Origin of the sequence: Lysobacter sp. (assembly GCF_035655815.1) — a bacterium.
GTDB lineage: Bacteria > Pseudomonadota > Gammaproteobacteria > Xanthomonadales > Xanthomonadaceae > Lysobacter_J.
In genome coordinates, this window is record NZ_DASRTS010000038.1 from 195,221 (window position 1) to 219,324 (window position 24,104).

Annotated in this window: 25 protein-coding genes; 19 read left to right on the top strand and 6 right to left on the bottom strand. The window is 67.4% G+C overall.

Translation table 11 applies throughout. From position 1 onward, the window contains the following. Positions 1-62 precede the first annotated feature (62 nt). Both VFE83_RS11780 and VFE83_RS11785 read left to right on the top strand, forming a co-directional pair. Positions 63-1,244, top strand: a complete 1,182-nt coding sequence (locus tag VFE83_RS11780) for a phospholipase A (RefSeq protein ID WP_324906304.1) — start codon at positions 63-65, stop codon at positions 1,242-1,244. A 106-nt stretch (positions 1,245-1,350) separates the two neighbouring features. Next, on the top strand, positions 1,351-2,325 hold the full coding sequence (locus VFE83_RS11785) for a patatin-like phospholipase family protein (RefSeq protein WP_324906306.1): 975 nt from the start codon (positions 1,351-1,353) through the stop codon (positions 2,323-2,325). Positions 2,326-2,483: 158 nt separating this feature from the next. Here the strand turns inward: VFE83_RS11785 and VFE83_RS11790 are convergent, their stop codons facing one another. Then, positions 2,484-3,995: a fumarate hydratase gene (locus VFE83_RS11790; RefSeq protein WP_324906426.1), complete on the bottom strand. Its 1,512-nt coding sequence runs from the start codon at positions 3,993-3,995 to the stop codon at positions 2,484-2,486. 110 nt (positions 3,996-4,105) lie between these two features. Between VFE83_RS11790 and VFE83_RS11795 the strand changes: the two genes are divergently transcribed. Both VFE83_RS11795 and VFE83_RS11800 read left to right on the top strand, forming a co-directional pair. Beyond that, positions 4,106-4,987 carry an RNA polymerase sigma-70 factor gene (locus tag VFE83_RS11795; protein WP_324906308.1) on the top strand — a complete coding sequence of 294 codons (882 nt, stop codon included), beginning with the start codon at positions 4,106-4,108 and terminating at the stop codon, positions 4,985-4,987. A gap of 150 nt (positions 4,988-5,137) precedes the next feature. Beyond that, positions 5,138-5,590 (top strand): carboxymuconolactone decarboxylase family protein, encoded by a 453-nt coding sequence (locus tag VFE83_RS11800; RefSeq protein WP_324906310.1) that lies wholly within the window; start codon positions 5,138-5,140, stop codon positions 5,588-5,590. 72 nt (positions 5,591-5,662) lie between these two features. On the opposite strand, the gene VFE83_RS11805 is transcribed toward VFE83_RS11800, so the two are convergent. After that, positions 5,663-6,001 carry an iron-sulfur cluster assembly accessory protein gene (locus VFE83_RS11805; RefSeq protein WP_324906312.1) on the bottom strand — a complete coding sequence of 113 codons (339 nt, stop codon included), beginning with the start codon at positions 5,999-6,001 and terminating at the stop codon, positions 5,663-5,665. A gap of 118 nt (positions 6,002-6,119) precedes the next feature. Between VFE83_RS11805 and asnS the strand changes: the two genes are divergently transcribed. The 9 genes from asnS (at position 6,120) to VFE83_RS11850 (ending at position 13,005) form a co-directional block, all read left to right on the top strand. Then, positions 6,120-7,520: an asparagine--tRNA ligase gene (asnS, locus tag VFE83_RS11810; RefSeq protein WP_324906314.1), complete on the top strand. Its 1,401-nt coding sequence runs from the start codon at positions 6,120-6,122 to the stop codon at positions 7,518-7,520. A 93-nt stretch (positions 7,521-7,613) separates the two neighbouring features. Beyond that, positions 7,614-7,919: a hypothetical protein gene (locus VFE83_RS11815; RefSeq protein ID WP_324906316.1), complete on the top strand. Its 306-nt coding sequence runs from the start codon at positions 7,614-7,616 to the stop codon at positions 7,917-7,919. Further along, a complete protein-coding gene (locus tag VFE83_RS11820; protein ID WP_324906318.1) occupies positions 7,916-8,227 on the top strand; it encodes a hypothetical protein in 312 nt (103 codons plus the stop codon). Before VFE83_RS11815 ends, VFE83_RS11820 begins: the two co-directional genes overlap by 4 nt. Before the next feature lie 12 nt (positions 8,228-8,239). Next, positions 8,240-8,875 carry an FMN-binding negative transcriptional regulator gene (locus tag VFE83_RS11825; protein WP_324906320.1) on the top strand — a complete coding sequence of 212 codons (636 nt, stop codon included), beginning with the start codon at positions 8,240-8,242 and terminating at the stop codon, positions 8,873-8,875. Between the two features lies 1 nt (position 8,876). After that, positions 8,877-9,662, top strand: a complete 786-nt coding sequence (locus tag VFE83_RS11830) for an SDR family oxidoreductase (protein ID WP_324906322.1) — start codon at positions 8,877-8,879, stop codon at positions 9,660-9,662. A 263-nt stretch (positions 9,663-9,925) separates the two neighbouring features. Further along, the gene (locus VFE83_RS11835) at positions 9,926-11,350 is read left to right on the top strand and encodes an aldehyde dehydrogenase (RefSeq protein ID WP_324906324.1); all 1,425 of its coding nucleotides are present in this window, start codon (positions 9,926-9,928) and stop codon (positions 11,348-11,350) included. 3 nt (positions 11,351-11,353) lie between these two features. Continuing rightward, the gene (gene can, locus VFE83_RS11840; RefSeq protein WP_324906326.1) at positions 11,354-12,025 is read left to right on the top strand and encodes a carbonate dehydratase; all 672 of its coding nucleotides are present in this window, start codon (positions 11,354-11,356) and stop codon (positions 12,023-12,025) included. Continuing rightward, the gene (locus VFE83_RS11845; protein WP_324906328.1) at positions 12,022-12,459 is read left to right on the top strand and encodes a RidA family protein; all 438 of its coding nucleotides are present in this window, start codon (positions 12,022-12,024) and stop codon (positions 12,457-12,459) included. The genes can and VFE83_RS11845 overlap by 4 nt, the downstream gene beginning before the upstream one ends. Before the next feature lie 3 nt (positions 12,460-12,462). Beyond that, positions 12,463-13,005 (top strand): 3-hydroxyanthranilate 3,4-dioxygenase, encoded by a 543-nt coding sequence (locus VFE83_RS11850; RefSeq protein ID WP_324906330.1) that lies wholly within the window; start codon positions 12,463-12,465, stop codon positions 13,003-13,005. 24 nt (positions 13,006-13,029) lie between these two features. Here VFE83_RS11850 and VFE83_RS11855 read toward each other — a convergent pair whose 3' ends face one another. Then, positions 13,030-13,428 carry an SRPBCC family protein gene (locus tag VFE83_RS11855; protein WP_324906332.1) on the bottom strand — a complete coding sequence of 133 codons (399 nt, stop codon included), beginning with the start codon at positions 13,426-13,428 and terminating at the stop codon, positions 13,030-13,032. Positions 13,429-13,777: 349 nt separating this feature from the next. Here VFE83_RS11855 and VFE83_RS11860 point away from each other — a divergent pair, with 349 nt between their 5' ends. The 6 genes from VFE83_RS11860 (at position 13,778) to VFE83_RS11885 (ending at position 20,903) form a co-directional block, all read left to right on the top strand. Beyond that, entirely contained in the window at positions 13,778-14,554 is a 777-nt protein-coding gene (locus VFE83_RS11860; RefSeq protein ID WP_324906334.1) for a response regulator transcription factor, read from the top strand. Positions 14,555-14,820: 266 nt separating this feature from the next. Then, complete coding sequence (locus tag VFE83_RS11865) at positions 14,821-15,831, top strand: amidohydrolase family protein (RefSeq protein ID WP_324906336.1); 1,011 nt, start codon at positions 14,821-14,823, stop codon at positions 15,829-15,831. A 115-nt stretch (positions 15,832-15,946) separates the two neighbouring features. Continuing rightward, positions 15,947-17,236 carry a kynureninase gene (kynU, locus tag VFE83_RS11870; RefSeq protein ID WP_324906338.1) on the top strand — a complete coding sequence of 430 codons (1,290 nt, stop codon included), beginning with the start codon at positions 15,947-15,949 and terminating at the stop codon, positions 17,234-17,236. Between the two features lie 96 nt (positions 17,237-17,332). Continuing rightward, positions 17,333-18,697: an NAD(P)/FAD-dependent oxidoreductase gene (locus tag VFE83_RS11875; RefSeq protein WP_324906340.1), complete on the top strand. Its 1,365-nt coding sequence runs from the start codon at positions 17,333-17,335 to the stop codon at positions 18,695-18,697. Position 18,698: 1 nt separating this feature from the next. After that, positions 18,699-20,141 carry an exodeoxyribonuclease I gene (sbcB, locus tag VFE83_RS11880; RefSeq protein ID WP_324906342.1) on the top strand — a complete coding sequence of 481 codons (1,443 nt, stop codon included), beginning with the start codon at positions 18,699-18,701 and terminating at the stop codon, positions 20,139-20,141. A 75-nt stretch (positions 20,142-20,216) separates the two neighbouring features. After that, the gene (locus tag VFE83_RS11885) at positions 20,217-20,903 is read left to right on the top strand and encodes a DUF2461 domain-containing protein (RefSeq protein ID WP_324906344.1); all 687 of its coding nucleotides are present in this window, start codon (positions 20,217-20,219) and stop codon (positions 20,901-20,903) included. 287 nt (positions 20,904-21,190) lie between these two features. Here VFE83_RS11885 and cfa read toward each other — a convergent pair whose 3' ends face one another. From cfa to VFE83_RS11900, 3 genes are all read right to left on the bottom strand, one after another. Further along, positions 21,191-22,318, bottom strand: coding sequence for a cyclopropane fatty acyl phospholipid synthase (gene cfa, locus VFE83_RS11890; protein ID WP_324906346.1), 1,128 nt, complete (start codon positions 22,316-22,318; stop codon positions 21,191-21,193). A 68-nt stretch (positions 22,319-22,386) separates the two neighbouring features. Continuing rightward, the gene (locus tag VFE83_RS11895; protein WP_324906348.1) at positions 22,387-23,244 is read right to left on the bottom strand and encodes a DUF3298 and DUF4163 domain-containing protein; all 858 of its coding nucleotides are present in this window, start codon (positions 23,242-23,244) and stop codon (positions 22,387-22,389) included. A gap of 94 nt (positions 23,245-23,338) precedes the next feature. After that, on the bottom strand, positions 23,339-24,058 hold the full coding sequence (locus VFE83_RS11900) for a pseudouridine synthase (RefSeq protein ID WP_324906350.1): 720 nt from the start codon (positions 24,056-24,058) through the stop codon (positions 23,339-23,341). Between the last annotated feature and the right edge of the window lie 46 nt (positions 24,059-24,104).

Sequence of the window (24,104 nt, forward strand, 5' to 3'; positions counted from 1 at the left end):
TGAACAAGCCGGACTGTGGATGCCACACTCCGGCCCTGTGATCCCCACCTCACGAGTCGCACATGCCGTCCGCCTGTTCCTTCGCAATTCCGAACGCGCACCTGCGCCACAACACCTTATTGATCGCCCTTGCCGCGATGCCCTGCGGCGTTGCAGCACAGGCGCCCGCAACGCCGGCCACACCCGAGGCCTGCCTTTCCATCAACGTCGACGCCGAGCGGCTGGCCTGCTACGACGCGGCGCTGGGTCGCGCGCCCGGCGCCACGCGCCAGGCCGACATCGCGGCCAGGGAGGCCAAGGCGATCCAGAAGAACCTGGAGCTTGCCGAAGAAGTGGTGCCCGCCACAGCGGAAGCGGCCGCGCCGCGGGCCGGTGGCGAGCTGTACCCGCACGAGGAACCGCTCGATGCGGCCATCGCCAACGCCGGCAAGGGTTCGCTGCTGGACAGCCGCTGGGAGCTGGCGAAGGACTCCAAGCTCGGCATCTTCAACTTCCGCGCGTACAAGCCGGTGTACCTGCTGCCCGCGTTCTGGAGCAGCGACCCGAACGAAACGCCGACGTCCCCCAATCCCAACAACACGGTCAGCGAGCCGATCCCGGTCGACTCGCTGGAAGCGAAGTTCCAGCTCAGCTTCAAGACCAAGGCGTGGGAGAACATCTTCGGCGACAACGGCGACCTGTGGCTGGCCTACACGCAGAGCTCGCGCTGGCAGGTCTACAGCCCGGAGACCTCGCGCCCGTTCCGCGAGACCAATTACGAGCCGGAGGTGATGCTCACCTTCCGCAACAACTACCACTTAGGCGGCTGGAACGGCCGGCTGCTCGGCATCGGCGTCAACCATCAGTCCAACGGTCGCGCCGATCCGCTCTCGCGCAGTTGGAACCGCGTGGTCGGCATGATCGGACTGGATCGTGAGAACTGGGCGCTGACGGTGCGGCCGTGGTGGCGCGTCAACGAAAGCGCCGCCGACGACAACAACCGCGACATCGAGGACTACGTCGGCCGTGGCGATGCCACGCTGGTGTACGTGCGCGGCGGGCACCAGTTCTCGCTGATGGGCCGGCATTCACTGCGTGGTGGAGACCGCTCACATGGCGCGGTGCAGTTCGACTGGGGCTTCCCCATCCACAACAGCCTTCGCGGCCACCTGCAGATCTTCGACGGCTACGGCGAAAGCCTGATCGATTACAACCACCGGGCCACCTACATCGGCCTGGGCATCTCGCTGCTGGAGTGGTACTGACCGGCCACCTGCGCTCTGCAGGACCGGACCTCCGGTCCGTGCCCGGGGTCGCAGCCTGTGCGATGCCCGTGGCGGATCATGGCGATCGCCATCCGCTGGAGATCGCATGCAGGCCGACGCCACCATGAAGATGCGCCGCATCCTTTCGCTGGACGGAGGCGGCATCCGTGGCCTGGTCAGCTGCGTGTGGTTGTCCGGGGTCGAGGATGCCCTCGCCCAGGGCGGCAAGCCCGGCTTGCTGCACAATTTCGACCTGCTGGCAGGCAGCTCGACAGGCGCCATGGTGGCCTGCGGGGTATCGCTGGGTTTCACCCCCGCGCAACTGGCGCAGTTCTATCGGGAACACCGCCACACCATCTTCCCCGGCATGGCCGGGCGCCTGTGGTCGCGCGCCGGGCGGCTGTTCACCCAGGGCGTGTCGGCGCCGCGCTATGACGCGAAGGGATTGGAGAGGGTGCTGAAGAAGGTCTTTGGCACGGCCACGCTGGGCGACGCGAAGAAGCCGCTGCTGGTGACCAGCTACGACACCATCGCGCGCAAGCCCATCGTGTTCAAGAGCTTCAAGCCCGAACACGCGCATCTGCCGATGTGGGAAATCTGCCGGGCCTCGTCCGCGGCGCCGACGTATTTCCCGGCGCATCCGATGACGGTGGAAGGCCGCAAGCGCGCGATGATCGACGGCGGCGTGGTGGCCAACAATCCGACGGCCTGCGCCATCGCCGAAGCGCTTCGCAAGGACGCGCGCGTGGATGGCGCGCAGAACCTGGTGGTGCTGTCGGTGGGTACCGGTGAACGCAGCCGCCCCATCGACCTCAAGTCCGCGCAGGAATGGGGCGCGGTGGAATGGGCGATCCCGATCATCGACGTGCTGTTCGACGGCAACACCGATGCGGTGGATTACATCGCGCACCATCTGGTGGGCGACGGCTACTTCCGCATGCAGGCCGAACTGCTGACCGGGCTGGACGATCTGGACGACGTCAGCGCCACCAACATCGCCGCACTGGAGTCGATGGCGCAGGCCTATCTGTTGCGTGAGGACACGCGGCGGATGCTGGCGGCGCTGGTGGCGAGGCTGTAGCGGCAATAAGCCTCGCAGTCATCCCGGCGCAGGCCAGCCCACGTGCGTGGAGTGCGTCACTTGCCTCTGCCGCAGCTTCCCGCTTCGCCGCCCTCACTCCAGCCCCTCTCCCGGCGGGAGAGGGGCTGAGCACAGGCGTTTAACGACGCGTGACGCGCTTACTCCACCACCACTGGAATCTTGCCGATGCGTGCCTGCCATTCGCGCGGGCCAGTCCTGTGCACGGATTCGCCGCTCGAATCGACCGCCACAGTGACGGGCATGTCCTGCACTTCGAATTCGTAGATCGCTTCCATGCCCAGGTCGGCGAAGCCGACGACCTTGGCCGCCTTGATCGCCTTGGACACCAGGTACGCCGCGCCGCCGACCGCCATCAGGTAGGCCGACTGATGCTTGCGGATGGCCTCGATCGCCGCCGGGCCGCGCTCGGCCTTGCCAACCATGCCCAGCAGGCCGGTCTGGGCCAGCACCTGCTCGGTGAACTTGTCCATGCGCGTGGCCGTGGTGGGGCCGGCCGGGCCGACCACCTCATCGCGCACCGGATCCACCGGGCCGACGTAGTAGATGAAGCGGCCGCGCAGGTCCACCGGCAGCGGCTCGCCCTTGTTGAGCATGTCGACCATGCGCTTGTGCGCGGCGTCGCGGCCGGTCAGCAGCTTGCCGTTGAGCAGCAGCACCTCGCCGGGCTTCCACGAAGCGACCTCTTCCTTCGTCAGCGTGTCGAGGTTGACGCGACGGCCCTTGGACGCGTCGTAGGTCAGCTCCGGCCAGTCGGCGAGCGACGGCGGGTCGAGCATGACCGGGCCGCTGCCATCCAGCGTGAAGTGCGCATGCCGCGTGGCGGCGCAGTTCGGGATCATCGCCACCGGCAGGTTGGCCGCGTGGGTCGGGTAATCCTTGACCTTGATGTCGAGCACCGTGGTCAGGCCGCCCAGGCCCTGCGCACCGATGCCCAGCGCGTTGACCTTCTCGTACAGTTCCAGGCGCAGCTCTTCCGCACGGTTCGACGCGCCACGCTGCTGCAGCTCGGTGATGTCGATGGGCTCCATCAGCGCTTCCTTGGCCAGCAGCATCGCCTTCTCGGCGGTGCCGCCGATGCCGATGCCCAGCATGCCGGGCGGGCACCAGCCGGCGCCCATGGTCGGCACGGTCTTGAGCACCCAGTCGACGATGGAGTCGGACGGGTTGAGCATCGCGAACTTCGACTTGGCTTCCGAGCCGCCGCCCTTCGCGGCGACGATCACGTCCACCGTATTGCCCGGCACCACCTTCACGTTGACCACCGCCGGGGTGTTGTCCTTCGTGTTGGTGCGCTTGCCGGCCGGGTCGGCCAGCACACTGGCGCGCAGCTTGTTGTCGGGATGGTTGTAGGCCCGGCGCACGCCCTCGTTGACCATGTCCTCCACGCCCATCGTGGCGTCGCCCCAGCGCACGTCCATGCCGATCTCGAGGAAGACGGTGACGATGCCGGTGTCCTGGCAGATCGGGCGATGACCCTCGGCGCACATGCGCGAGTTGATCAGGATCTGGGCGATGGCGTCCTTCGCCGCCGGCGACTCCTCGCGCTCGTAGGCCCTGGCGAGGTTCTGGATGTAATCGACCGGGTGGTAGTAGCTGATGTACTGCAGCGCGTCGGCGACGCTCTGGATGAAGTCTTCCTGCTTGATCACTGCTGGGGTCACGGCTGCCGGAGGGGTCGCGGATGGAGCCCTCCATTTTAGGCCAAACGGCCCCGCCCACCCGGCTGTCACAATGCGACGGCCTGTCCCGTCCTGGCCGCATGAACACTCCAATTCCGCCCGAAACGCCGCCCGAAACGACCTTCGAAGCCCACCGTCCGCGCCTGTTCGGACTGGCCTACCGCCTGCTGGGCAGCCGCAGCGAGGCCGAGGACGTGGTGCAGGATGCTTGGCTGCGCTGGCACCAGACCGACCGCACCGCGATCCGCGACCCGGAGGCCTGGCTGGTCACCGCGACCACGCGGCTGGGCATCGACCGGCTCCGCGCGGCGCGCCAGGAGCGCACCGCCTACCCCGGCCCCTGGCTGCCCGAACCTCTCGCGATGGACGAGGCGCCCAATCCCGAGCGCCGCACCGAGCTGGCCGAGCAGGTCTCGCTGGCCTTCCTGGCCGTGCTGGAACGCCTGGGCCCGGAGGAGCGCGCGGCGTTCCTGCTGAAGGAGGCGTTCGACTACGACTACGACCAGATCGCCGAACTGCTGGAGCGCACCGAGGCGAACTGCCGGCAGATGGTCCACCGCGCCCGCGAACGGCTGCAGGCCGGACGCCCGCGATTCGAGGTCGAGCCGGAGAAACACCGCCGCCTGCTCGAGCGCTTCATGCATGCCGCGCGCCTGGGCGACCGCAGCGCCATCGTCGGCCTGCTCGATGCCAACGCGCAGTTGGTCAGCGACGGTGGTGGCAAGGCCCGCGCCGTGATCCGGCCGCTGCTCGGCGCCGACCGCATCGCGCGGCTGTACTGGGCCGTGGCCCGTCGCGCCACCTACACCGACTGGCGGCTGGGAACAGTCAATGGCGAGCCGGCCATCCTCGGTTACGTCGACGGCGAGCTGAGCACCGTGACCGTCGCCGTGAGCGACGGCGAACACATCCTCGAACTGCTGTCGCTGCGCAATCCGGACAAGCTGAGCGGCCTGCACTGACTGCAGCGTTCCGGTGTCGCGGATGGATCACTGCGTTGTACGTGTGCGCGCGAATTCGCCAGATTCCGTTCGCGGACGCTGTCACGAACCAGCACACTGCCCCGTCTTCCTGATAACGCGGCCATGGTGGCCGCAGAGAGGAAGCACGACATGAGCAACACCGCACACACCCCGCGCATCGATTACACCGTCCACGCCAAGGACGCCTTCCAGGCCCAGGTGAAGCTGAGCATGCTGCTGCACGATGGCAGCCTGGGGCCGCAACTGACCGAACTCGTTTTCCTGCGCGTGTCGCAGATCAACGGTTGCGCCTATTGCCTGGACATGCACGCCACGGCGCTGCGCAAGGGCGGCGAAGACCAGCGCAAGCTCGACACGCTGGCCGGATGGCGCGACAGCTCGATGTTCGACGCCCGCGAGCGCGCCGCGTTGCAGTGGGCCGAAACGCTGACGAAACTGGAATCCGGCGACGTGCCGGATCATGTCTACGAAGCGCTGCTGCCGCACTTTGACGAACGCGGCATCGCCGAGCTGACCTTCGCGGTCGGCGTCATCAATTCGTGGAACCGGGTCAACGTCGCCCTGCGCGCCAAGCTGCCCTGAGCAACGACGCGATCGTCGTCCCGGCCATGCGCCGGGACGTACGACAGGCAGTGTCGTCGCGGGAGCGCCGCCTCAGGCGGCGTCGGCCTTGGTCGTGAAGCTTTCGCCGCAGCCACACTCGGCCGTCACGTTGGGATTGCGGAACAGGAACTGCTCGCCCAGCCGCTGCTTGACCAGATCGATCACCGTGCCCTCGACCAGCGGCAGGCTCAGCGCGTCGACGTAGATGCGCACGCCGTCCTGCTCGAACACCGTGTCGCCGGCATCCTGCGAACGCGCCAGGTCGGCCTTGTACTGCCAGCCCGAGCAGCCCGTGCGGGTCACGCCGAAGCGCAGACCGATCGCGTCGGGGGATTCGACGAGATAGCGCTGGACGCGGGCGAGAGCGGCAGGAGCGAGGGTGACGGCCATGAATGACTCCGGCGTTGTATCGGCGAACTGGACGCGGTGAATTATAGCGACGCTGTGCCGGGGCTTCGGTAAACTCCGGCCTTTCCCTTAATTGGCCCGAAGGGCAAGGATTCAAGGCATGACGGTGGTCAGCGTCGAACAGGCGCTCGCGGGCAAGATCCCGGCGGGCGGCGAAGTCACGGTCCGTGGCTGGGTGCGCACGCGGCGCGATTCCAAGGCCGGGCTCAGCTTCGTCAACGTCAGCGACGGTTCCTGTTTCGCCCCCATCCAGGTGGTGGCGCCGGCCGAGCTTGCCAATTACGAATCCGAGGTGAAGCGCCTCACCGCCGGCTGCGCCGTCATCGCGACCGGCACGCTGGTGGCCTCGCAGGGCCAGGGCCAGGCATTCGAGATCCAAGCCAGCCGGCTGGAAGTGGTGGGCTGGGTCGAGGATCCGGAAACCTACCCCATCCAGCCCAAGGCGCATTCGCTGGAGTTCCTGCGCGAGGTCGCGCACCTGCGCCCGCGCACCAACCTCTTCGGCGCGGTCACCCGCATCCGCGACTGCCTGGCCAAGGCGGTGCACCGTTATTTCCACGAGAACGGCTACTACTGGATCTCCACGCCGATCATCACCACCTCCGACGCCGAGGGCGCCGGGCAGATGTTCCGCGTCTCGACGCTGGACATGGCCAACCTGCCACGCGGCGAGAAGGGCGAGATCGACTTCAGCCGCGACTTCTTCGGCAAGGAAACCTTCCTGACCGTGTCGGGCCAGCTCAACGTCGAGGCGTACGCGCTTTCGCTGAGCAAGGTCTACACGTTCGGGCCGACCTTCCGCGCCGAGAACAGCAACACCACGCGCCATCTGGCCGAATTCTGGATGGTCGAGCCGGAAATCGCGTTCGCCGACCTGGCCGAGGACGCGCGCGTCGCCGAGGAGTTCCTCAAGTACCTGTTCCGCGCGGTGCTGGACGAGCGCGCCGACGACATGGCATTCATCGCCGAGCGCGTGCAGAAGGACGCGATCACGCGGCTTGAGTCGTTCGTCAACGCGCCGTTCGAGCGCATCGAGTACACCGATGCGATCAAGCTGCTGCAGAACGCCGACAGGAAGTTCGACTTCCCGGTCGAATGGGGCCTGGACCTGCAGACCGAGCACGAGCGCTGGCTTACCGAGGAACATGTCGGCCGCCCGGTCGTGGTCACCAACTACCCCGAGCACATCAAGGCCTTCTACATGCGCCTGAACGACGACGGCAAGACCGTTGCCGCGATGGACGTGCTGGCCCCAGGCATCGGCGAGATCATCGGCGGCAGCCAGCGCGAGGAGCGTCTGGACATGCTGGACGCGCGCATGGCGCAGTTCGGCCTGGATCCGGCCCACTACGGCTGGTACCGCGACTTCCGCCGCTACGGCACCGTGCCGCACGCGGGCTTCGGCCTGGGCTTCGAGCGCCTGGTGGTGTACGTGTGCGGCCTGAGCAACATCCGCGACGCCATCCCCTACCCGCGCGCGCCGGGGCATGCGGAATTCTAAGAGCGAGAAACGAGTGAAAGCGCCGCTTCGGCGAGCTCACCCTTGTCGTTCCCGCCTCTCGTTTCTCGTTTCTCTCAACTCGTCCCTCGCCTCATGATCCTGTTCTTCTCCCTGCTGTTCGTCGCCGTCGCCATCGCCGGCTTCTGCGCGTTCGTGATCTTCTGGCCACTGTCGCTGGTGCATATCCGCGACCGCCATCCGCAGTTGCAGTCGCAACTGGGCGAAGGCGCGTTCGCGCGGCCGTCGGCCTGGGGCTGGCTGTTGCGACGGGGTTATCTCAATGCCAACGACGGCAATCTCAACGGCCTGGCCAACCCGGCACGCATCTCGCTGCTGACGATCATCGTCGGCCTGGTGTGCGCCGCCCTCCTCTGGCTTGCAGCAGTGGTGATCGGATGAACGACGACAACGCCCACGACGAGTGGTGGCTGGCCACCATCGGCCGCACGGTGATCTGGGCGCGCCTGCGCGTGCTGGAGGCCGGCACCGCCGAAGTGCTGGACAGCGACGGCGTCATGCAGCCGTACGACAGCCAGGACAGCGCGCGCGCCGCGCTGATGGACGCGGAATTCGTCGCCCTCGACGGTCTGGATGACGACGACGCGCGCGAGCGCGGCTTCACGCTGGACGAGCTGACCGCGCCGGAAGGCGAGGATGCCGACGTGCTGCGGCCGCAGATGGTGCAGCAGTTGTCTTCACGGCACTGACGGGGCGCCGCCATGTACCTGCCGCGTGCCTTCGCCGAATCGGACCTGGACGCGCTCGATCGCCTGGCCCAGCGCGACCGTTTCATCACCCTGATCACCGTGCGCGACGGTGAGCCCGTCGTCAGCCACCTGCCGGTGCTGTACCGCCGCGACGGCGACCAGGTCGAACTGGTCGGCCACTGGGCACGCCCCAATCCGCAGGCCACGCACGCCGGCCCCGCGCTGGCGATCTTCCACGGCCCGCATGCCTACGTGTCGCCAGGCTGGTATCCCGACAAGGAAGCGGCCGCGCGCGTACCGACGTGGAACTACGCCGTCGCGCACCTGCGCGGCACGCTGCACACGTTCGAAGACGAGGCAGCGCTGGCGCAGATGGTCGATGGCCTGAGCGTCGATCACGAGGCGACCGTCGGCGGCGACTGGCGTTTCGAATTCGAGCGCGACGACCATCGCCGGCAACTGCGCGGCATCGTCGGTTTCCGCTTCGTGGCCGAATCGATCGCGCTGAAGTTCAAGCTCAGCCAGAACCACCCGATGCCGAACCGCGAAGCGGTTGCGGCGCAACTGGGCGCGCAATCGCGCGAAGCAGGCCGCGAGGTCGCCGCGCTGATGCGCGACCGCATGATCGCCACACCGAAAGGAGACTGACGTGGACCTCGATCTCACCGGAAAGCACGCCCTGGTGTGCGGCGCCAGCCAGGGCATCGGCCTGGCCACGGCGCAGGCGCTGGCGGAACTGGGCGCCAACGTCACGTTGCTGGCGCGGCGCGAGGAACGCCTGCGCGAACTCGCCGCGTCGCTTCCCACGCACAAGGGCCAGACCCACGGCTGGATCGCCGCCGACAGCGCCGACACCGAGGCGCTGCGCGCGAAGGCACAGGCGCTGGTGAGCGCGACGCCCGTGCACATCCTGGTCAACAACAGCGGCGGCCCGCCGCCGGGCACGGTACATGGCGCGGACATCGCCGCGTTCGAGGCGGCGTACCGGCAGCACCTCATCGCCAACCACGTGCTCGCCGAGACGGTGATCCCCGGCATGGAGCGCGACGGTTACGGGCGCATCGTCAACGTCATTTCCACCTCGGTGAAGGAACCGCTGCAGGGGCTGGGCGTGTCCAATACCACGCGCTGGGCGGTGGCCAGCTGGGCCAAGACCCTGGCCACCGAACTGGCGCCCAAGGGCATCACCGTCAACAACGTGCTGCCCGGCTCCACCGAGACGCCGCGCATCGAACAGATCATCGACAACACCGCCAGCAAGACCGGCCGCAGCCGCGAAGAGGTGTTCGAGAAGATGGTGTCGGAGATCCCGATGCGCCGCTTCGCACGGCCGCAGGAAACCGCAGCGGCCATCGCCTTCCTGTGCTCGCCGGCGGCCTCGTACATCACCGGCGTGAACCTGCCCGTGGACGGCGGGCGGACGCGGTCGCTGTAGGGCGTACCAGAATCGGCTGCCTGTTCCGGCGAAAGCCAATCCTCCCCGGCCCTCCTTTTCCAAAGGAGGGAGAACGCCTTCCAAGGGTGGGAGAACAGCAGGAGCGGCGCTGCATCGAAATGAACGTGCCGCGAGGCCTGCCCTGCGGCCAAGTCAGGCGCCCCTGCTGTTCCTCCCCTTTGAAAAAGGGGGATCGAGGGGGATTCGTCCGCAGCCACACCATACCCGCCAGCACGCCACACCCGCGCTGTTAAGCTAGCCGGATGCGCCTTCGCCACTTCATAGCCGGTGAGTCACGCGAGCCCGCATCGGGCCGGTGGGGTGAGGTTTTCGATCCTGCGCTCGGCAAGCCGTTCGCCGAAGTCGCACTGGGCGATGCCGCCGACGTGGAAGCGGCCATCGTCGCCGCGCAGGACGCATTCCCGTCGTGGTCCGCGCTGCCCAACAGCGAGCGCGCGCGCTGGCTGGAGAAGCTCGCCGACGCGCTGGAAGCGAAGCTCGACGACTTCGCCCATGCCGAATCGCGCGACGGCGGCAAGCCGATCAAGCTGGCACGCGAGGCCGAGATCCCGCGTGCGATCAGCAACCTGCGCTTCTTCGCACACGCGGCCACGCAGTTCGCCAGCGAGTCGCACCACGGCCAGGCGGGCCTCAACTACACGCTTCGGCAGCCGCTGGGCGTCGTGGCGACGATCTCGCCCTGGAACCTGCCGCTGTACCTGTTCACCTGGAAGATCGCGCCCGCGCTGGCTGCCGGCAACACCGTGGTGGCCAAGCCGTCGGAGGTGACCCCGGTGACCGCGACGATGCTTGGCGAACTGGCCGCGCAGATCGGATTCCCAAAGGGCGTGCTCAACATCGTGCACGGACTGGGGCCGGACGTCGGCGAGCCGCTGGTGGCCGATCCGCGCGTCAAGGCCGTGTCCTTCACCGGCAGCACGGCGGTGGGCCGGCGCATCGCCGGGCTGGCCGGTCCGCTGCTGAAGAAGGTATCGCTGGAGTTGGGCGGCAAGAACCCGACCCTGGTGTTCGCCGACAGCGACTGGCGCGACCATCTCGACACGCTGGTGCGCTCGGCGTTCCAGAATTCCGGCCAGATCTGCCTGTGCGGATCGCGCATGCTGGTCGAGCGCCGCATCCACGCGGAGTTCCGCGACGCACTGGTCGAACGTGCCCGGCAGTTGCGCGTGGGCGATCCGATCGACGAGGACAACCAGCTGGGTCCGCTGGTGTCGAAGCCGCACTACGACAAGGTGATGGCGGCGCTGCAGCGCGCGCGTGACGAGGGCGGCAAGGTGCTGTGCGGCGGCCATGCGCTCGACCGGCCCGGCTGGTTCGTCGCGCCCACGGTGATCGAAGGCCTCGGTCCGGATTGCGCGAGCAATCGCGAGGAAATCTTCGGCCCCGTTGTCACGCTGCAGGCGTTCGACAGCGACGACGAAGCCCTGGCGCTGGCGAACGCCGGCGACTACGGCCTGGCCGCGTCCGTGTGGACGCGCGACCTGCGCCGCGCGCACCGCTTCGCCGCGCAACTGCGCAGCGGCATGGTGTGGATCAACACCTGGCTGCAACGCGACCTGCGCACGCCGTTCGGCGGCTCGGGCGCGTCGGGCCTCGGCCGCGAAGGAGGCTTCGAGGCGATGCGATTCTTCACCGACGCGAAGAACGTCGGACTGCAACTGGACTGAAACATGACGACAAGCCCCCTCACCGACCTCCTCGAGAAAAACCGCGAATGGTCCGAGCGCATCCAGCGCGAGGACCCGGACTTCTTCAAGCGCCTTTCGCTGCAGCAGGCCCCGGAATACCTGTGGATCGGATGCTCCGATTCGCGCGTGCCCGCCAACCAGATCATCGACATGGCGCCGGGCGAGGTGTTCGTCCACCGCAACATCGCCAACGTGGTGGTGCATACCGACCTCAACTGCCTGTCGGTGATCCAGTTCGCGGTGGACGTACTCAAGGTCAAGCGCATCCTCGTCGTCGGCCATTACGGTTGCGGCGGCGTGCACGCCGCGCTGCACGGCACGCGCGTGGGCCTGGCCGACAACTGGTTGCGCCACGTGTCCGACGTCGCCGACAAGCACTGCACCTGCATCGGGCATGCGCAGGCCGGCGAGCGCCACGACCGCCTGTGCGAGCTCAACGTGATCGAGCAGGTGCAGAACGTCTGCCTGACCAACATCGTGCGCGATGCGTGGTCGCGCGGGCAAGAACTGTCGGTGCATGGCTGGGTGTACAGCCTGCGCAACGGCCTGGTGCACGACATGGGCATCGACGTGGCCTCGTACGAGGCGCTCGACGGCCAGTACCGGGCCGCGGTGAAGCGCGTGAACGGCTACGGCGGGGACTCGCCACGATGAACGACGTGATCCGTGCCAGCGAGGCGCCCCGGCCCGTCGGCCAGTACCCGCATGCCCGGCGCGTGGGCAACCTGCTGTTCCTGTCCGGCATCGGCCCGCGCGATCCGCGCAGCAACGCCATCGTCGGCAACGTGCACGACGCGCAGGGCCGCCTGATCAGCTACGACATCGAGGCGCAGACGCGCGCGGTGTTCGCCAACGTGCGCACCGTGCTGGAGGCCAGCGGCGCCCGGTGGGAGGACCTGGTCGACGTGACGGTGTACCTCACCGACATGGACCACGACTTCAAGGCATACAACGCCGTCTGGGCCGAGTTCTTCCCCGACATCGACACCGCGCCGTGCCGCACCACGCTGGGCATCACTGCGCTGCCCACGCCCATCGCGATCGAACTCAAGTGCATCGCCGCGTTGCGCGGTGCCCAGCCGGAGTAAGCCATGCTGCCCTCGCCCATCAACCTGCAGGCCTGGATCGAGGAGCATCGCCACCTGCTCAAGCCGCCGGTCGGCAACAAGGTGATCTACGTCGGCGACTTCATAGTGATGGTGGTGGGAGGCCCCAACCAGCGCACCGACTATCACTGGGACGAAGGCGCCGAGTGGTTCTACCAGCTGGAAGGCGAGATGGTCCTGCGTGTCCAGGACACGTATGAAGAAGGCCGTGTGGTGCGCGACATCCCCATCAAGGCCGGCGAGATCTTCCTGTTGCCGCCGCGCGTGCCGCATTCGCCGCAACGCATGCCGGATTCGGTGGGGCTGGTGATCGAACGCAAGCGCTTGCCGCACGAACTCGACGGACTGCTCTGGTTCTGCGAACGCTGCAACCACAAGCTGTACGAGGAGTTCTTCACGCTACGGAACATCGAGACGGACTTCCCGCCGGTGTTCGACCGTTTCTATTCCTCGCGCCAGCACCGCACCTGCACGCAGTGCGGGCACGTGAATCCCGCTCCCGCGAAGTACGTGATGCCGGACACCTGAGTCGGCGCAGTTGCGCGGCCCTCACTAGTCGCGCGTGCTTTCCAGCGTGCGTTTCATCACCTCGAGTCCCTGCCCGATCATGCCGTCGACCTGATCGCGCAGTTGGTCCGGCAACAGGTCCGAAATCCACACCAGGCGCGTACCGCCTTCTGCCTCGAAGGCTTGCAGCGACGCGCTGTAGTGCTCGAACGGCTCGCCGACCGCTGCCCACGCGACGCGTCGTCGTCGCGGGTCTACGTCGATGATGGGCTCGTGCACGATCATGCCGTTGCCGAAGGTGACCACGCGCACGCGGCCTTCCATCCGGCAGTCGGTGACGAAGCCGGGGACCAGGCGCTCATGGATGCGACCGATGTCAGCCATCGCATCCCACACCTTGGCGATGTCGAGTTCGACCTGGATTTCACGCTGGATCGACGCCATGCGACCTCCCGCATCCATTCGAGGCTTGCCGAGCCAGCGTGCGCCTTCGTGGCAGTCACGTGTGATGCGCGCAGCAGCAATCCGACGGAAGGACGGCGCAGCGCCGTCCCTCAGGCGGTGGCCATGCCCTGCATCACGGCTTCCAGTTCGGCTATGCGCATGCTCTGTACTCGCGCACGGCCGGCGGAAGGCCGCAATGCGCTTTGCCGAGTCCGGCCGCAAAGCGAAGCAAGCGATCTTTCCATGCAAATCCGCTACACATCGCCTGCACACAGGACCCATTCATTCAAGCGCTCACCTGTTTTTCACGCCCAACTTCGCAGCCTTCACGCACTTACGGGAGGCGTGCATGAAGAACACAGGCGGTTTGATCCTCATCGTCGAAGACCACATGGCCATCGCCGAAATGGTCGGCGAATACCTCGAAAACCACGGCTACGAAGTCGATTTCGCGCGCGACGGAACGGATGCGCTGCGCCTCACCCACGAAACGTCCTATGACGCGATCATCCTGGATCGCTCGCTGCCGCGCCTGGATGGCCTGGACGTGTGCCGCCGACTGCGGCAGGAGCAGCGCAGCTCCACGCCGATCCTGATGCTGACGGCGCGCGACACGCTGGATGACAAAGTGACCGGCCTGGAAGCCGGCGCCGACGACTACCTCACCAAGCCCTTCGCGATCCAGGAACTGGAAGCGCGGCTGGGCGCGCTGATCCGCCGCGATCGCAAGTCCATCGGCGGTGGCGTGCTGCGCGTGTCCGACCTGGTCCTGGATCCGGAAGCGATGACGGTGCATCGCGCCGGCAAGGAACTGCATCTGTCGCCGACCGGCTTCCAGCTCCTGCACATCCTGATGCGCGAATCGCCGCGCGTGGTGTCGCGCCAGGAAATCGAGCGTGAAATATGGAAGGGCGAGGCCCCGGACTCGGACACGCTGCGCAGCCATCTGTACAACCTGCGCAAGACGATCGACCGTCCGTTCGACCACCCGCTGCTGCACACCATGCAGACGGCCGGATACAAGATCGCCGACCTGCGTCCGTCCGCTTCGGCGGTTGGCACCCAGCCGCAGCAGCGCTCGGCGTACAGCCCAGCCCCGCAGGAACGCGCCAGCGCCACGGCCTGACCGATGCGCGCGGGCCCCAAGGCCCGTATGCGCAACAATCCGGGGAACAACACCGCCGGCGTCCGCGTCGGCGGTGTCGTATCCGGGCTCCGAACATCGGCAATCCGTACTGCGGGACCGTGTCGCCATACGCCGAGGGCTTGTCGGGTATCGTATGGGCCTGACCTCCGATGCCGGCACGAGTGGACCGTCGCGCGATCCAGTCCGCGACCCCGCCCGCGCTGCCGGCCTCCGGAACGCCCGACATTGAAGGCTCCTGGCCCGGCATGCTGAAGATCGACACCCACGCCCATTACCTGCCCCGCGACTGGCCCAATCTGGCGCGCAAGTACGGCGACGATCGCTTCCCCGTCATCCACCACACCGAGGACGGCCGGCACCGCATCTACAAGGACGGAAAGTTCTTCCGCGAGATCTGGTCCAAGACGTGGGACCCGCAGGAACGCATCGACGACTATGCGCGCTTCGGCGTGCAGGTGCAGGTGATCAGCACGGTGCCGGTGATGTTCAGCTACTGGGCCAAGCCGCACCACGCGCTGGAGCTGCACCAGGCGCTCAACGAGCACATGGCCGAGGCCTGCCGCGAGTACCCGCGCCATTACGCCGGCATCGGCACCGTGCCGCTGCAGTCGCCGCGCCTGGCGATCCAGGAACTGGAACGCTGCATGGACCAGTTGGGCCTGCAGGGCGTGCAGATCGGCAGCCACATCAACGACTGGAACCTCGACGCGCCGGAGCTGTTCGACTTCTTCCAGGCCGCGGGCGAACTGGGCGCGGCGATCCTCGTGCACCCGTGGGACATGATGGGCGCGGCGACCATGCCGAAATACTGGCTGCCCTGGCTGGTCGGCATGCCCGCCGAACAATCGCGTGCGGCGTGCTGCCTGATCTTCGGCGGCGTGCTCGAGCGCGTGCCGAACCTGAAGGTGTGCATGGCGCACGGCGGCGGCAGCTTCCCGTACACCATCGGGCGCATCGAACACGGCTTCAACATGCGGCCGGACCTCGTCGCGACCGACAACCCGCGCAATCCGCGCGAATACCTCAACCAGTTGTTCTTCGACTCGTGGGTGGCCGACCCGCGCGCGCTGCGCTACCTGCTGGACACCTGCGGCGTGGACCGCGTGATGCTCGGCACCGATTACCCCTTCCCGCTCGGCGAACAGGAACCCGGCGCGGGCATCGCGGCGCTGGAGCTGTCCGACGCGGAGCGTGCGCGCCTGTACCACGGTACCGCGCTGGAATGGCTGGGGCTATCGAAAGCGCGTTTCGAGTGACCGCACCGGCGATTCAAACCTTCACCGTCATCCCGGCGCAAGCCGGGATCCATTTTGACTTTGCCCTGTTCCGACGCCCGTCGGAACGACAGCCCAAGCCATCCAAACGACCAACGTGACCGACCTGTATTCCGACCACTACGCCCTCGCCCAGGACGCCGCCGATCCGCTGCGCAACCTGCGCGAACGCTTCCTGATCCCGCAGCACGACGGCGCCGACCAGGCCTACTTCGTCGGCAATTCGCTCGGCCTGCAGCCACGCGGCGCGCGAGCTCACGTGGAGGAAGTGCTGGACAAGTGGGCGCATGAAGCGGTCGAAGGCCACTTCACCGGACAGGCACAATGGATGCCCTACCACGAGCTGGTACGCGAGCCGCTGGCGCGACTGGTTGGCGCGAAGCCGCTGGAAGTGGTGGCGATGAACACGCTGACGGTGAACCTGCACCTGATGATGGTCAGCTTCTACCGCCCCACGCGCGAACGCCCGGCCATCCTGATCGAGGCCGGCGCGTTTCCGTCGGATCGTTACGCGGTGGCGTCGCAGGTGTCGTTCCACGGCTTCGATCCGGCCACCGACCTGATCGAACTGCAGCCCGACCAGGCCGATGGCACGACGTCGATGGACGCGATCGAACGCGCCATCGCGCAGCACGGGTCGCGCCTGGCGCTGGTGTTGTGGCCGGGCGTGCAATACCGCACCGGACAGGCGTTCGATCCCAAGCGCATCGCCACGCTCGCGCATGCACAGGGCGCGATGTGCGGATTCGATCTGGCGCATGCCGTGGGCAACCTGGAACTCGCCCTGCACGACAGCGATGTCGACTTCGCCGTGTGGTGCCACTACAAGTACCTCAACAGCGGCCCCGGCGCGGTCGCTGGCTGCTTCGTGCACGAGCGCCACGCACACAGCGAGGTGCCGCGGTTCGCCGGCTGGTGGGGCCACGACCAGTCCACGCGCTTCCGCATGGGCCCGCAGTTCGTGCCCACGCCCGGCGCGGACGGCTGGCAGCTGAGCAATCCGCCGATCCTCGGCATGGCGCCGCTGCGGGCGTCGCTGGAACTGTTCGACGAAGCCGGCATGCCGGCGCTGCGCGCCAAGTCGGTGAAATTGACCGGCTATCTCGAAACCCTGATCCGCCAGCGCCTGGACGGGACGCTGCAGGTGGTGACGCCGGCCGACCCCGCGCAGCGCGGCTGCCAGCTGTCGCTGCGCGTGATCGCAGGCCGTGGCCTGACCGGGCGTGATGCAGGCCGCGACCTGTTCGACTATCTCGCCACGCAGGGCGTACTGGGCGACTGGCGCGAACCCGACGTCATCCGCATCTCCCCCGCCCCGCTCTACAACACGCACGCCGATGTGCTGCGGTTCGTGCGGGCGGTGGAGAGGTGGCGGGACCACGCATGAGCACGGACACAGAACAACGCAGATGAACACGGATCGAAGCAGGCTTTCATCCGTGTATTCCGCGTCCATCCGCGTCAACCATCGCCGGACGACTGCATGACCACCGACAACCGCCACATCACCCTCATCGGCGCCGGCCTGGCCGGCGCGGTGCTTGCCACGCTTCTGGTGCAGCGCGGCTGGCGCGTGGACGTGTACGAGAAGCGCGGCGATCCGCGCGTGCAGGGTTATGGCGGCGGGCGCTCGATCAACCTGGCGCTGGCCGAGCGCGGGCGTCATGCGCTGCGGCTGGCCGGCGCGGACGACGCGGTGATGCAGCACGCGGTGATGATGCGCGGGCGCATGGTGCACTTCCTCGACGGCCGCACCGACCTGCAGCGCTACGGGCGCGACGACAGCGAGGTGATCTGGTCGGTTCATCGCGGCGAGCTCAACATTGTCCTGCTCGACATCGCCGAGCGTGCGGGCGTGCGGCTGCATTTCGACCGCGGACTGAGCGACGTCGACTTCGATGCGCGCATCGCGCGCTTTACCGACCCGCGCGACGGCAGCGTGCACCAGGCGGCATTCGAGTCGCTGGTCGGCGCCGACGGCGCGGGTTCGGCGCTGCGAGGCGCGATGGCGCAGCGGATGGACCTGGGCGAGCGCACCGAATTCCTGGGGCACTCGTACAAGGAGCTGGAAATTCCGCCGGCCGCGGACGGCAGCTTCAGCATCGAGCAGAATGCACTGCACATCTGGCCACGCGGGCGCTACATGTGCATTGCGCTGCCAAACGACGAACGCACGTTCACGGTGACGCTGTTCCTGCCCAACGAAGGCGACCCGAGTTTCGCCACCGTTCGCGACGGTGCCGATGCGCGCGCGCTGTTCCAGCGCGATTTCGCCGACGCCCTGCCGCTGATCCCGGACCTGGAGCGGGACTTCGAGCGCAACCCAACCGGCCTGCTGGCCACGCTGTACCTGGATCGCTGGCACCTGGACGGCCGCGCCGTGCTGGTCGGTGATGCCGCACATGCGATGGTGCCGTTCCACGGCCAGGGCATGAACTGCGCATTCGAGGATTGCGTCGCCCTGGCCGAGCATCTGGATGCACACGACGATCGCGCCGCCGCGTTCGCCGCTTTCCAGGCCGAGCGCCTGCCCAATGCGCGTGCCATCCAGGCGATGGCGCTGGAGAACTACCTGGAAATGCGCGACCGCGTCGACGACGACGATTATCTGCTGCAGCGCGCGCTGGAACGGACGTTGGCCGAGCGTCATCCGGATCGATTCATGCCGCGCTATGCCATGGTCACCTTCCATCGCATCCCGTACGCGACGGCGTTCGAGCGCGGTCGCCTGCAGCGCGAACTGCTGGTCGAACTGACGCGCGGCCACGATTCGCTCGATACGCTGGACTGGGAGACGGTGGACGCGGCCGTTCGCGAGCACCTGACATCGCTACCGATGGACGCGTGACGTGGCGGGAAGCTTTCTTTTCTACGACCTGGAAACCTTCGGCGCCGATCCGCGCACCTCGCGCATCGCGCAGTTCGCCGCCATTCGCACGGACTGCGACCTGAACCAGATAGACGAGCCGATCAGCGTCTTCATCCGCCCGGCCGACGATCTGCTGCCCTCGCCCGGCGCGACCATGGTCACCGGCATCTCTCCGCAGCAGGCGCTGGCCGAAGGTATGAGCGAAGCCGCCGCGTTTGCGCTGATCTTCGAAGAGATGGCGCGGCCGGAAACCTGCACGCTTGGCTACAACTCGCTGCGCTTCGACGACGAGTTCGTCCGCTACGGGCTGTTCCGCAACTTCTTCGATGCGTACGAGCGCGAGTGGCGCGGTGGCAATTCGCGCTGGGACCTGCTCGACGTGCTGCGCATGGCGCATGCGCTGCGCCCTGACGGGCTGGTGTGGCCGCGCCGCGAGGACGGTGCGACGTCGTTCAAGCTGGAGCATCTGGCCGAGGCGAATGGTGTCCGCATCGGCGATGCGCACGAGGCGCTGTCCGACGTGCGCGCATTGATCGGCCTGGCGCGCAAACTTAGGGAAAACCAGCCGAAGCTGTGGGACTACGCGCTGCGCCTGCGCGACAAGCGCTACGCGGCCAGCCTGCTGGACGTGGTGGCGATGAAGCCGGTACTGCACGTGTCGCAGAAGTTCCCCGCCAGTCGCCTGTGTGCGGCCGCGGTGCTGCCCATCGCGCGCCATCCGCGCATCGACAGCCGCGTCATCGTGTTCGACCTGGAACAGGATCCGGACGCCCTGCTGCGCCTGGAACCGGAGGAAATCGCCGAGCGCCTGTACGTGCGCGCCATCGACCTGCCCGAAGGCGAGTCCCGCGTCGCACTGAAGGAAGTGCACACCAACCGCTGCCCGGCGCTGGTCGCCTGGGACCATCTGCGAGGCCCGGATTTCGACCGGCTCCGCATCGATCCCGTCATGGCCGAATCGCGCGCGGCACGCATCCGCGAGGCCGGTCCGTGGCTGGTGGAAAAGGTGCGGCAGGTGTTTTCCGTCGAGCGCGAACGCGTGCCGGTGGACGTGGATGCCTCGCTGTACGACGGCTTCATCGGCGACGGCGACAAGCGCATGTTCCCGCAGGTGCGGACCACGCCGCCGGAAGTGCTCGGCCTGGCGGAATTCCCGTTCCGCGACGTGCGGCTGCCGGAAATGCTGTTCCGCTATCGCGCCCGCAACTGGCCGCAGACGCTCGACAACGAGGAATGGGCACGCTGGAACGAGTACCGGCGCTGGCGCCTGTATGGCGAATCCGGCGCTTCCGAATACAGCTTCGAGCGCTTCGCGCGCGAGATCGCGGAACTGCGTGTCGTGCATGCGCAGGATGCAGGCAAGCAGGTCCTGCTCGACCGGCTCGAGGCCTGGGGTCGCGACATCGCCGCCAGCCTGGCCTGAATCGCGACCACCGCATCACAATCGACCCATGAGGATCACACCCGGCGCGGACCGGGATGATGGAAGCAGGCAACGATGGCGACTTACTTCAGCGACGCGAGTTTCAAGTTCCTGCGCGGCATCGCGCGCCACAACGACCGCACCTGGTTCCAGGCGCACAAGGGCGATTACGACGCGCACATCCGCGAACCGTTCCAGCGGCTGCTGCTGGACCTGCAACCGGTGCTGGCGGGCGTGAGCCTGCATTACCGCGCGGAGCCCAAGACGGTCGGCGGTTCGCTGTTCCGCATCCAGCGCGACACGCGCTTCGCCAATGACAAGACGCCGTACAAGACCTGGCAGGGCGCGCGCCTGTTCCACGAACGCGGACGCCAGGTCGAAGCCCCCTCGTTCTACGTGCAGATCCAGCCCGGCAACTGCTTCATCGGCGCCGGCTTGTGGCATCCCGAACCCGACACGCTGCGCCGCGTGCGCCACTTCATCCTCGACAACCCGGGCAGTTGGAAGGCCGCAGCGCACGAGGCGAAGTTCCGCCGTCGTTTCGACCTGGACGACAGCGAGATGCTTACGCGCATGCCGCGAGGATTTCCGGAGGACTTCGAGTTCGCCGGCGACCTCAAGCGCAAGAACTTCGTCGCGTATCGCATGATCGAGGACTCCACGATGACCGGCCCGCGTCTGCTGAAGACGCTGGAGACCGATCTGCAGGGCTTGGCGCGTTTTACCGATTACCTGTGCGCGGCGCTGGACTTGGAGTTCTAGGCGGCGGGATTCGCCGGACTTCTTGCTCTTCGGATGAGTGTTGCTTCCCCTTTGAAGATGAGGGATCGGAAGAAATCCCCTGACAGAAGTTCCCGCAACGGAGACCAATCTCCCCCAACCCCTCTTTTCCAAAGAGGGGAGACAAAATTCGGGTAGCGCTAAAGCGCGTCCAGCATCCTTTTCGGTTTGAAGATTCCCGCGCGGTTTCCCCCTTTGAAAAAGGGGGACCAAGGGGGATTACTTTGGCGACTCGCGCTCTCTCTTTTCGAAGAGAGTAGAAACCACCGTCACCGCGGTGCCACATACCCGCCCGGCACACCCTTCGGCGACAGCACCAGTTGCCACAGTTGCGAGTGGCGTGCGCGGAAGGTCGCCATCGAGCCGGCCAGATAGAAGCGCCACATGCGGCGGAAGCGCTCGTCGTAGCGGGCATCCAGAGCCGGCCACGCACGCTCGACGTTCGCGCGCCAGGCCTGCAGCGTGCGGTCGTAGTCGGCGCCGAAGTTGTGCCAGTCCTCCAGCACGAACAGGCCTTCGCTGGCCTGCGTGATCTGCGCGGCCGACGGCAGCATCGAGTTGGGAAAGATGTACTTGCCGATCCACGGATCGGTGTGGTGCACCGAGCGGTTGGTGCCGATGGTGTGCAGCAGGAACAGGCCGTCGTCGCCAAGGCAGCGCCGCGACACTTCGAAGTAGGTGCGGTAGTTTTTGACCCCGACGTGCTCGAACATGCCCAGCGAGAATGAGCGGTCGAAGCGCTCGTCCAGTTCGCGGTAGTCCTGCAGGCGGATCTCGATGGGCAGGCCCTGGCACAGTTCGCGCGCGTAGGCGGCCTGCTCGCGCGACACGGTCACGCCCACGCCGCTGATGCCGTAGCGCTCGGCGGCGAACTTCAGCGCCTCGCCCCAGCCGCAGCCGATGTCCAGCACGCGCATGCCCGCCTGCAGGCCGAGCTTGCGGCAGACCAGGTCGAGCTTGGCTTCCTGCGCCGCGTCGAGATCATCCAGCGCCGCGCCATCGCGGCCGCGCCAGTACCCGCAGCTGTACACCAGCCGCCGTCCCAGCATTGCCGAGTACAGGTCGTTGCCCAGGTCGTAGTGGCGCTCGCCCACTTCGAAGCTGCGGCGGCGGCTCTGCAGGTTGGTCAGCCGTGCGCGCAGGCCGTCCAGCACCACGCCCCAGCCGCGGACCTTCTGGTCCAGTTCCGCCTTGATCAGGCGATAGAGCAGGCCGTCGAGCGACGGCACGTGCCACCAGCCGTCCATGTACGACTCGCCCAGCCCGAGCGAGCCCTGCGCCAGCACGCGCGCGTAGAAACGCTCGTCCTCGACGTGCGGATCCCACGGCCGGTCCCCGCCCACGCGGACATCGGCCAGCGACAACAGCTCCTCGACCCGACTGCGCAATGCGGACATGGCGACCCCGGCGGCATTGAACGGCGTGGCCCGGCACGCGGCTCCCGGCCGATGCGGACCGGACGATCCTAGCGCGGCGCGGCCGCGGCGTTTGCCTGCGGTGCGGCAAACAGCGTTCTGTACTCGGCCGCGACGTGGGGCAGCAGGACCTCGGCTGGCACGTCCACGGTCTGCGTGCCGTCCGAGTACGGCCCGACCTGGTACGGGGCGAACACGAAGCGCAGCCCGGACAGGCGCCCGTCTGGCGCAGCGATCGGCTCGAACAGCGCGAAGTCCGCCGGATCCGGCTGCGTGCCCTCGTCGATCATGCGCGAGGCGTTCTTGACCACCTCGGCGCGCTCCTCCGGCGGCAGCCCGTCGGCATCCACGCGCTGCGACAGCGCCGAATGCAGCTGTTCGCGCACGTAGTTGGAAACGGTGGTCCAGCCTTCGGCCGCGGGTACCAGGTTGCGCGCGGTGAGCATCCGCTGCTGCTTCGGCAGCCACACGAAACGCGCGATCAACGGCGCGCCGTGCGCGCCGCCGGTGTAGCTGCTGCCGTCGGCCGCCACTGCCACCACGTCGGCCGTCTGCATCACTTCGGTGAAGCTCAGCGACAGGTCGTAGGGCGCGCTGGTGGCGCCACCGGGCTGGTTGCGCGCCTTGGCGGCCTCGATCAGTTCCTGGCGGGCGTTGTCGGCGTATTTCTTGAGTTCCGCGGCCAGGACCGGATAGCGCTCGGCCGACACCTGGTAGCTGATGCCGATGATGTAGTCCGGCGTGGATTCGGCCACGTCCTGCAACGCCACCTGCGGCGCGGTGGGTGCGCCAGGTTCGGCGGGCGCCACGGGGCCGGGCGCGGCACTGGGCGGGGCAGCGGGTTCTGGTTCGCGCTTGCACGCGGCCAGCGCCGCGGCCAGCGCGCACAGCAACAACACTCGTTTCATGGGCAATCGCAATCCCTTGTCTATGCCGGCAGGTTAGCGGCCTGCGCGTGATGCCCGTATCACGCTGCGCTAACGTGCGCCTGAACCTGTTCGATCACCAGTTGTCGCGGTGAGGCAACAGGCCATGCAGCTCGGCGTCGGTCAGGTTGCGCCATTGCCCCGGCTTGAGATGGCCCAGCTTGACGTTGCCGATACGCACGCGCAGCAGCTGCTTCACGCGGAAGCCGAAGTGCGCCGCCATCAGGCGGATCTGCCGGTTCAGGCCCTGCACCAGCACGATGCGGAAGCCGAACTTGTTCAGGCGCCCGGTCTTGCACGGCAGCGTGGTCTCGCCATGCACGGGCACGCCGCGCGCCATGCCGCGCAGGAACTCGTCGGTGACGGCGTGGTTCACCGCCACCAGGTATTCCTTCTCCAGCTTGTTCTCGGCGCGCAGGATCTCGTTGACGATGTCGCCGTTGCTGGTCAGCAGGATCAGTCCTTCGGAGTCCTTGTCCAGGCGGCCGATCGGGAAGATGCGGCGCTCGTGGCCGACGAAGTCGACGATGTTGCCCTTCACGGTCGATTCGGTGGTGCAGGTGATACCCACCGGCTTGTTGAGCGCGATGTACACGTGCTGGCGCTTGCCCTTGGCGGCGGCGCGCACCTTCAGCGGCTGGCCGTCGACCAGTACCTCGTCGCCCTCGCCCACCTCCGCGCCCACGCGGGCGCGCATGCCGTTGACCGTGACCCGGCCTTCGGCGATGAGGCGGTCGGCCTCGCGGCGCGAGCAGAAGCCGGTGTCGCTGATGTGCTTGTTCAGGCGCATGCGCATGGACGCCGGGAAACGGCGCGGGTGTCGGGGGACGGGGCGCGCATGC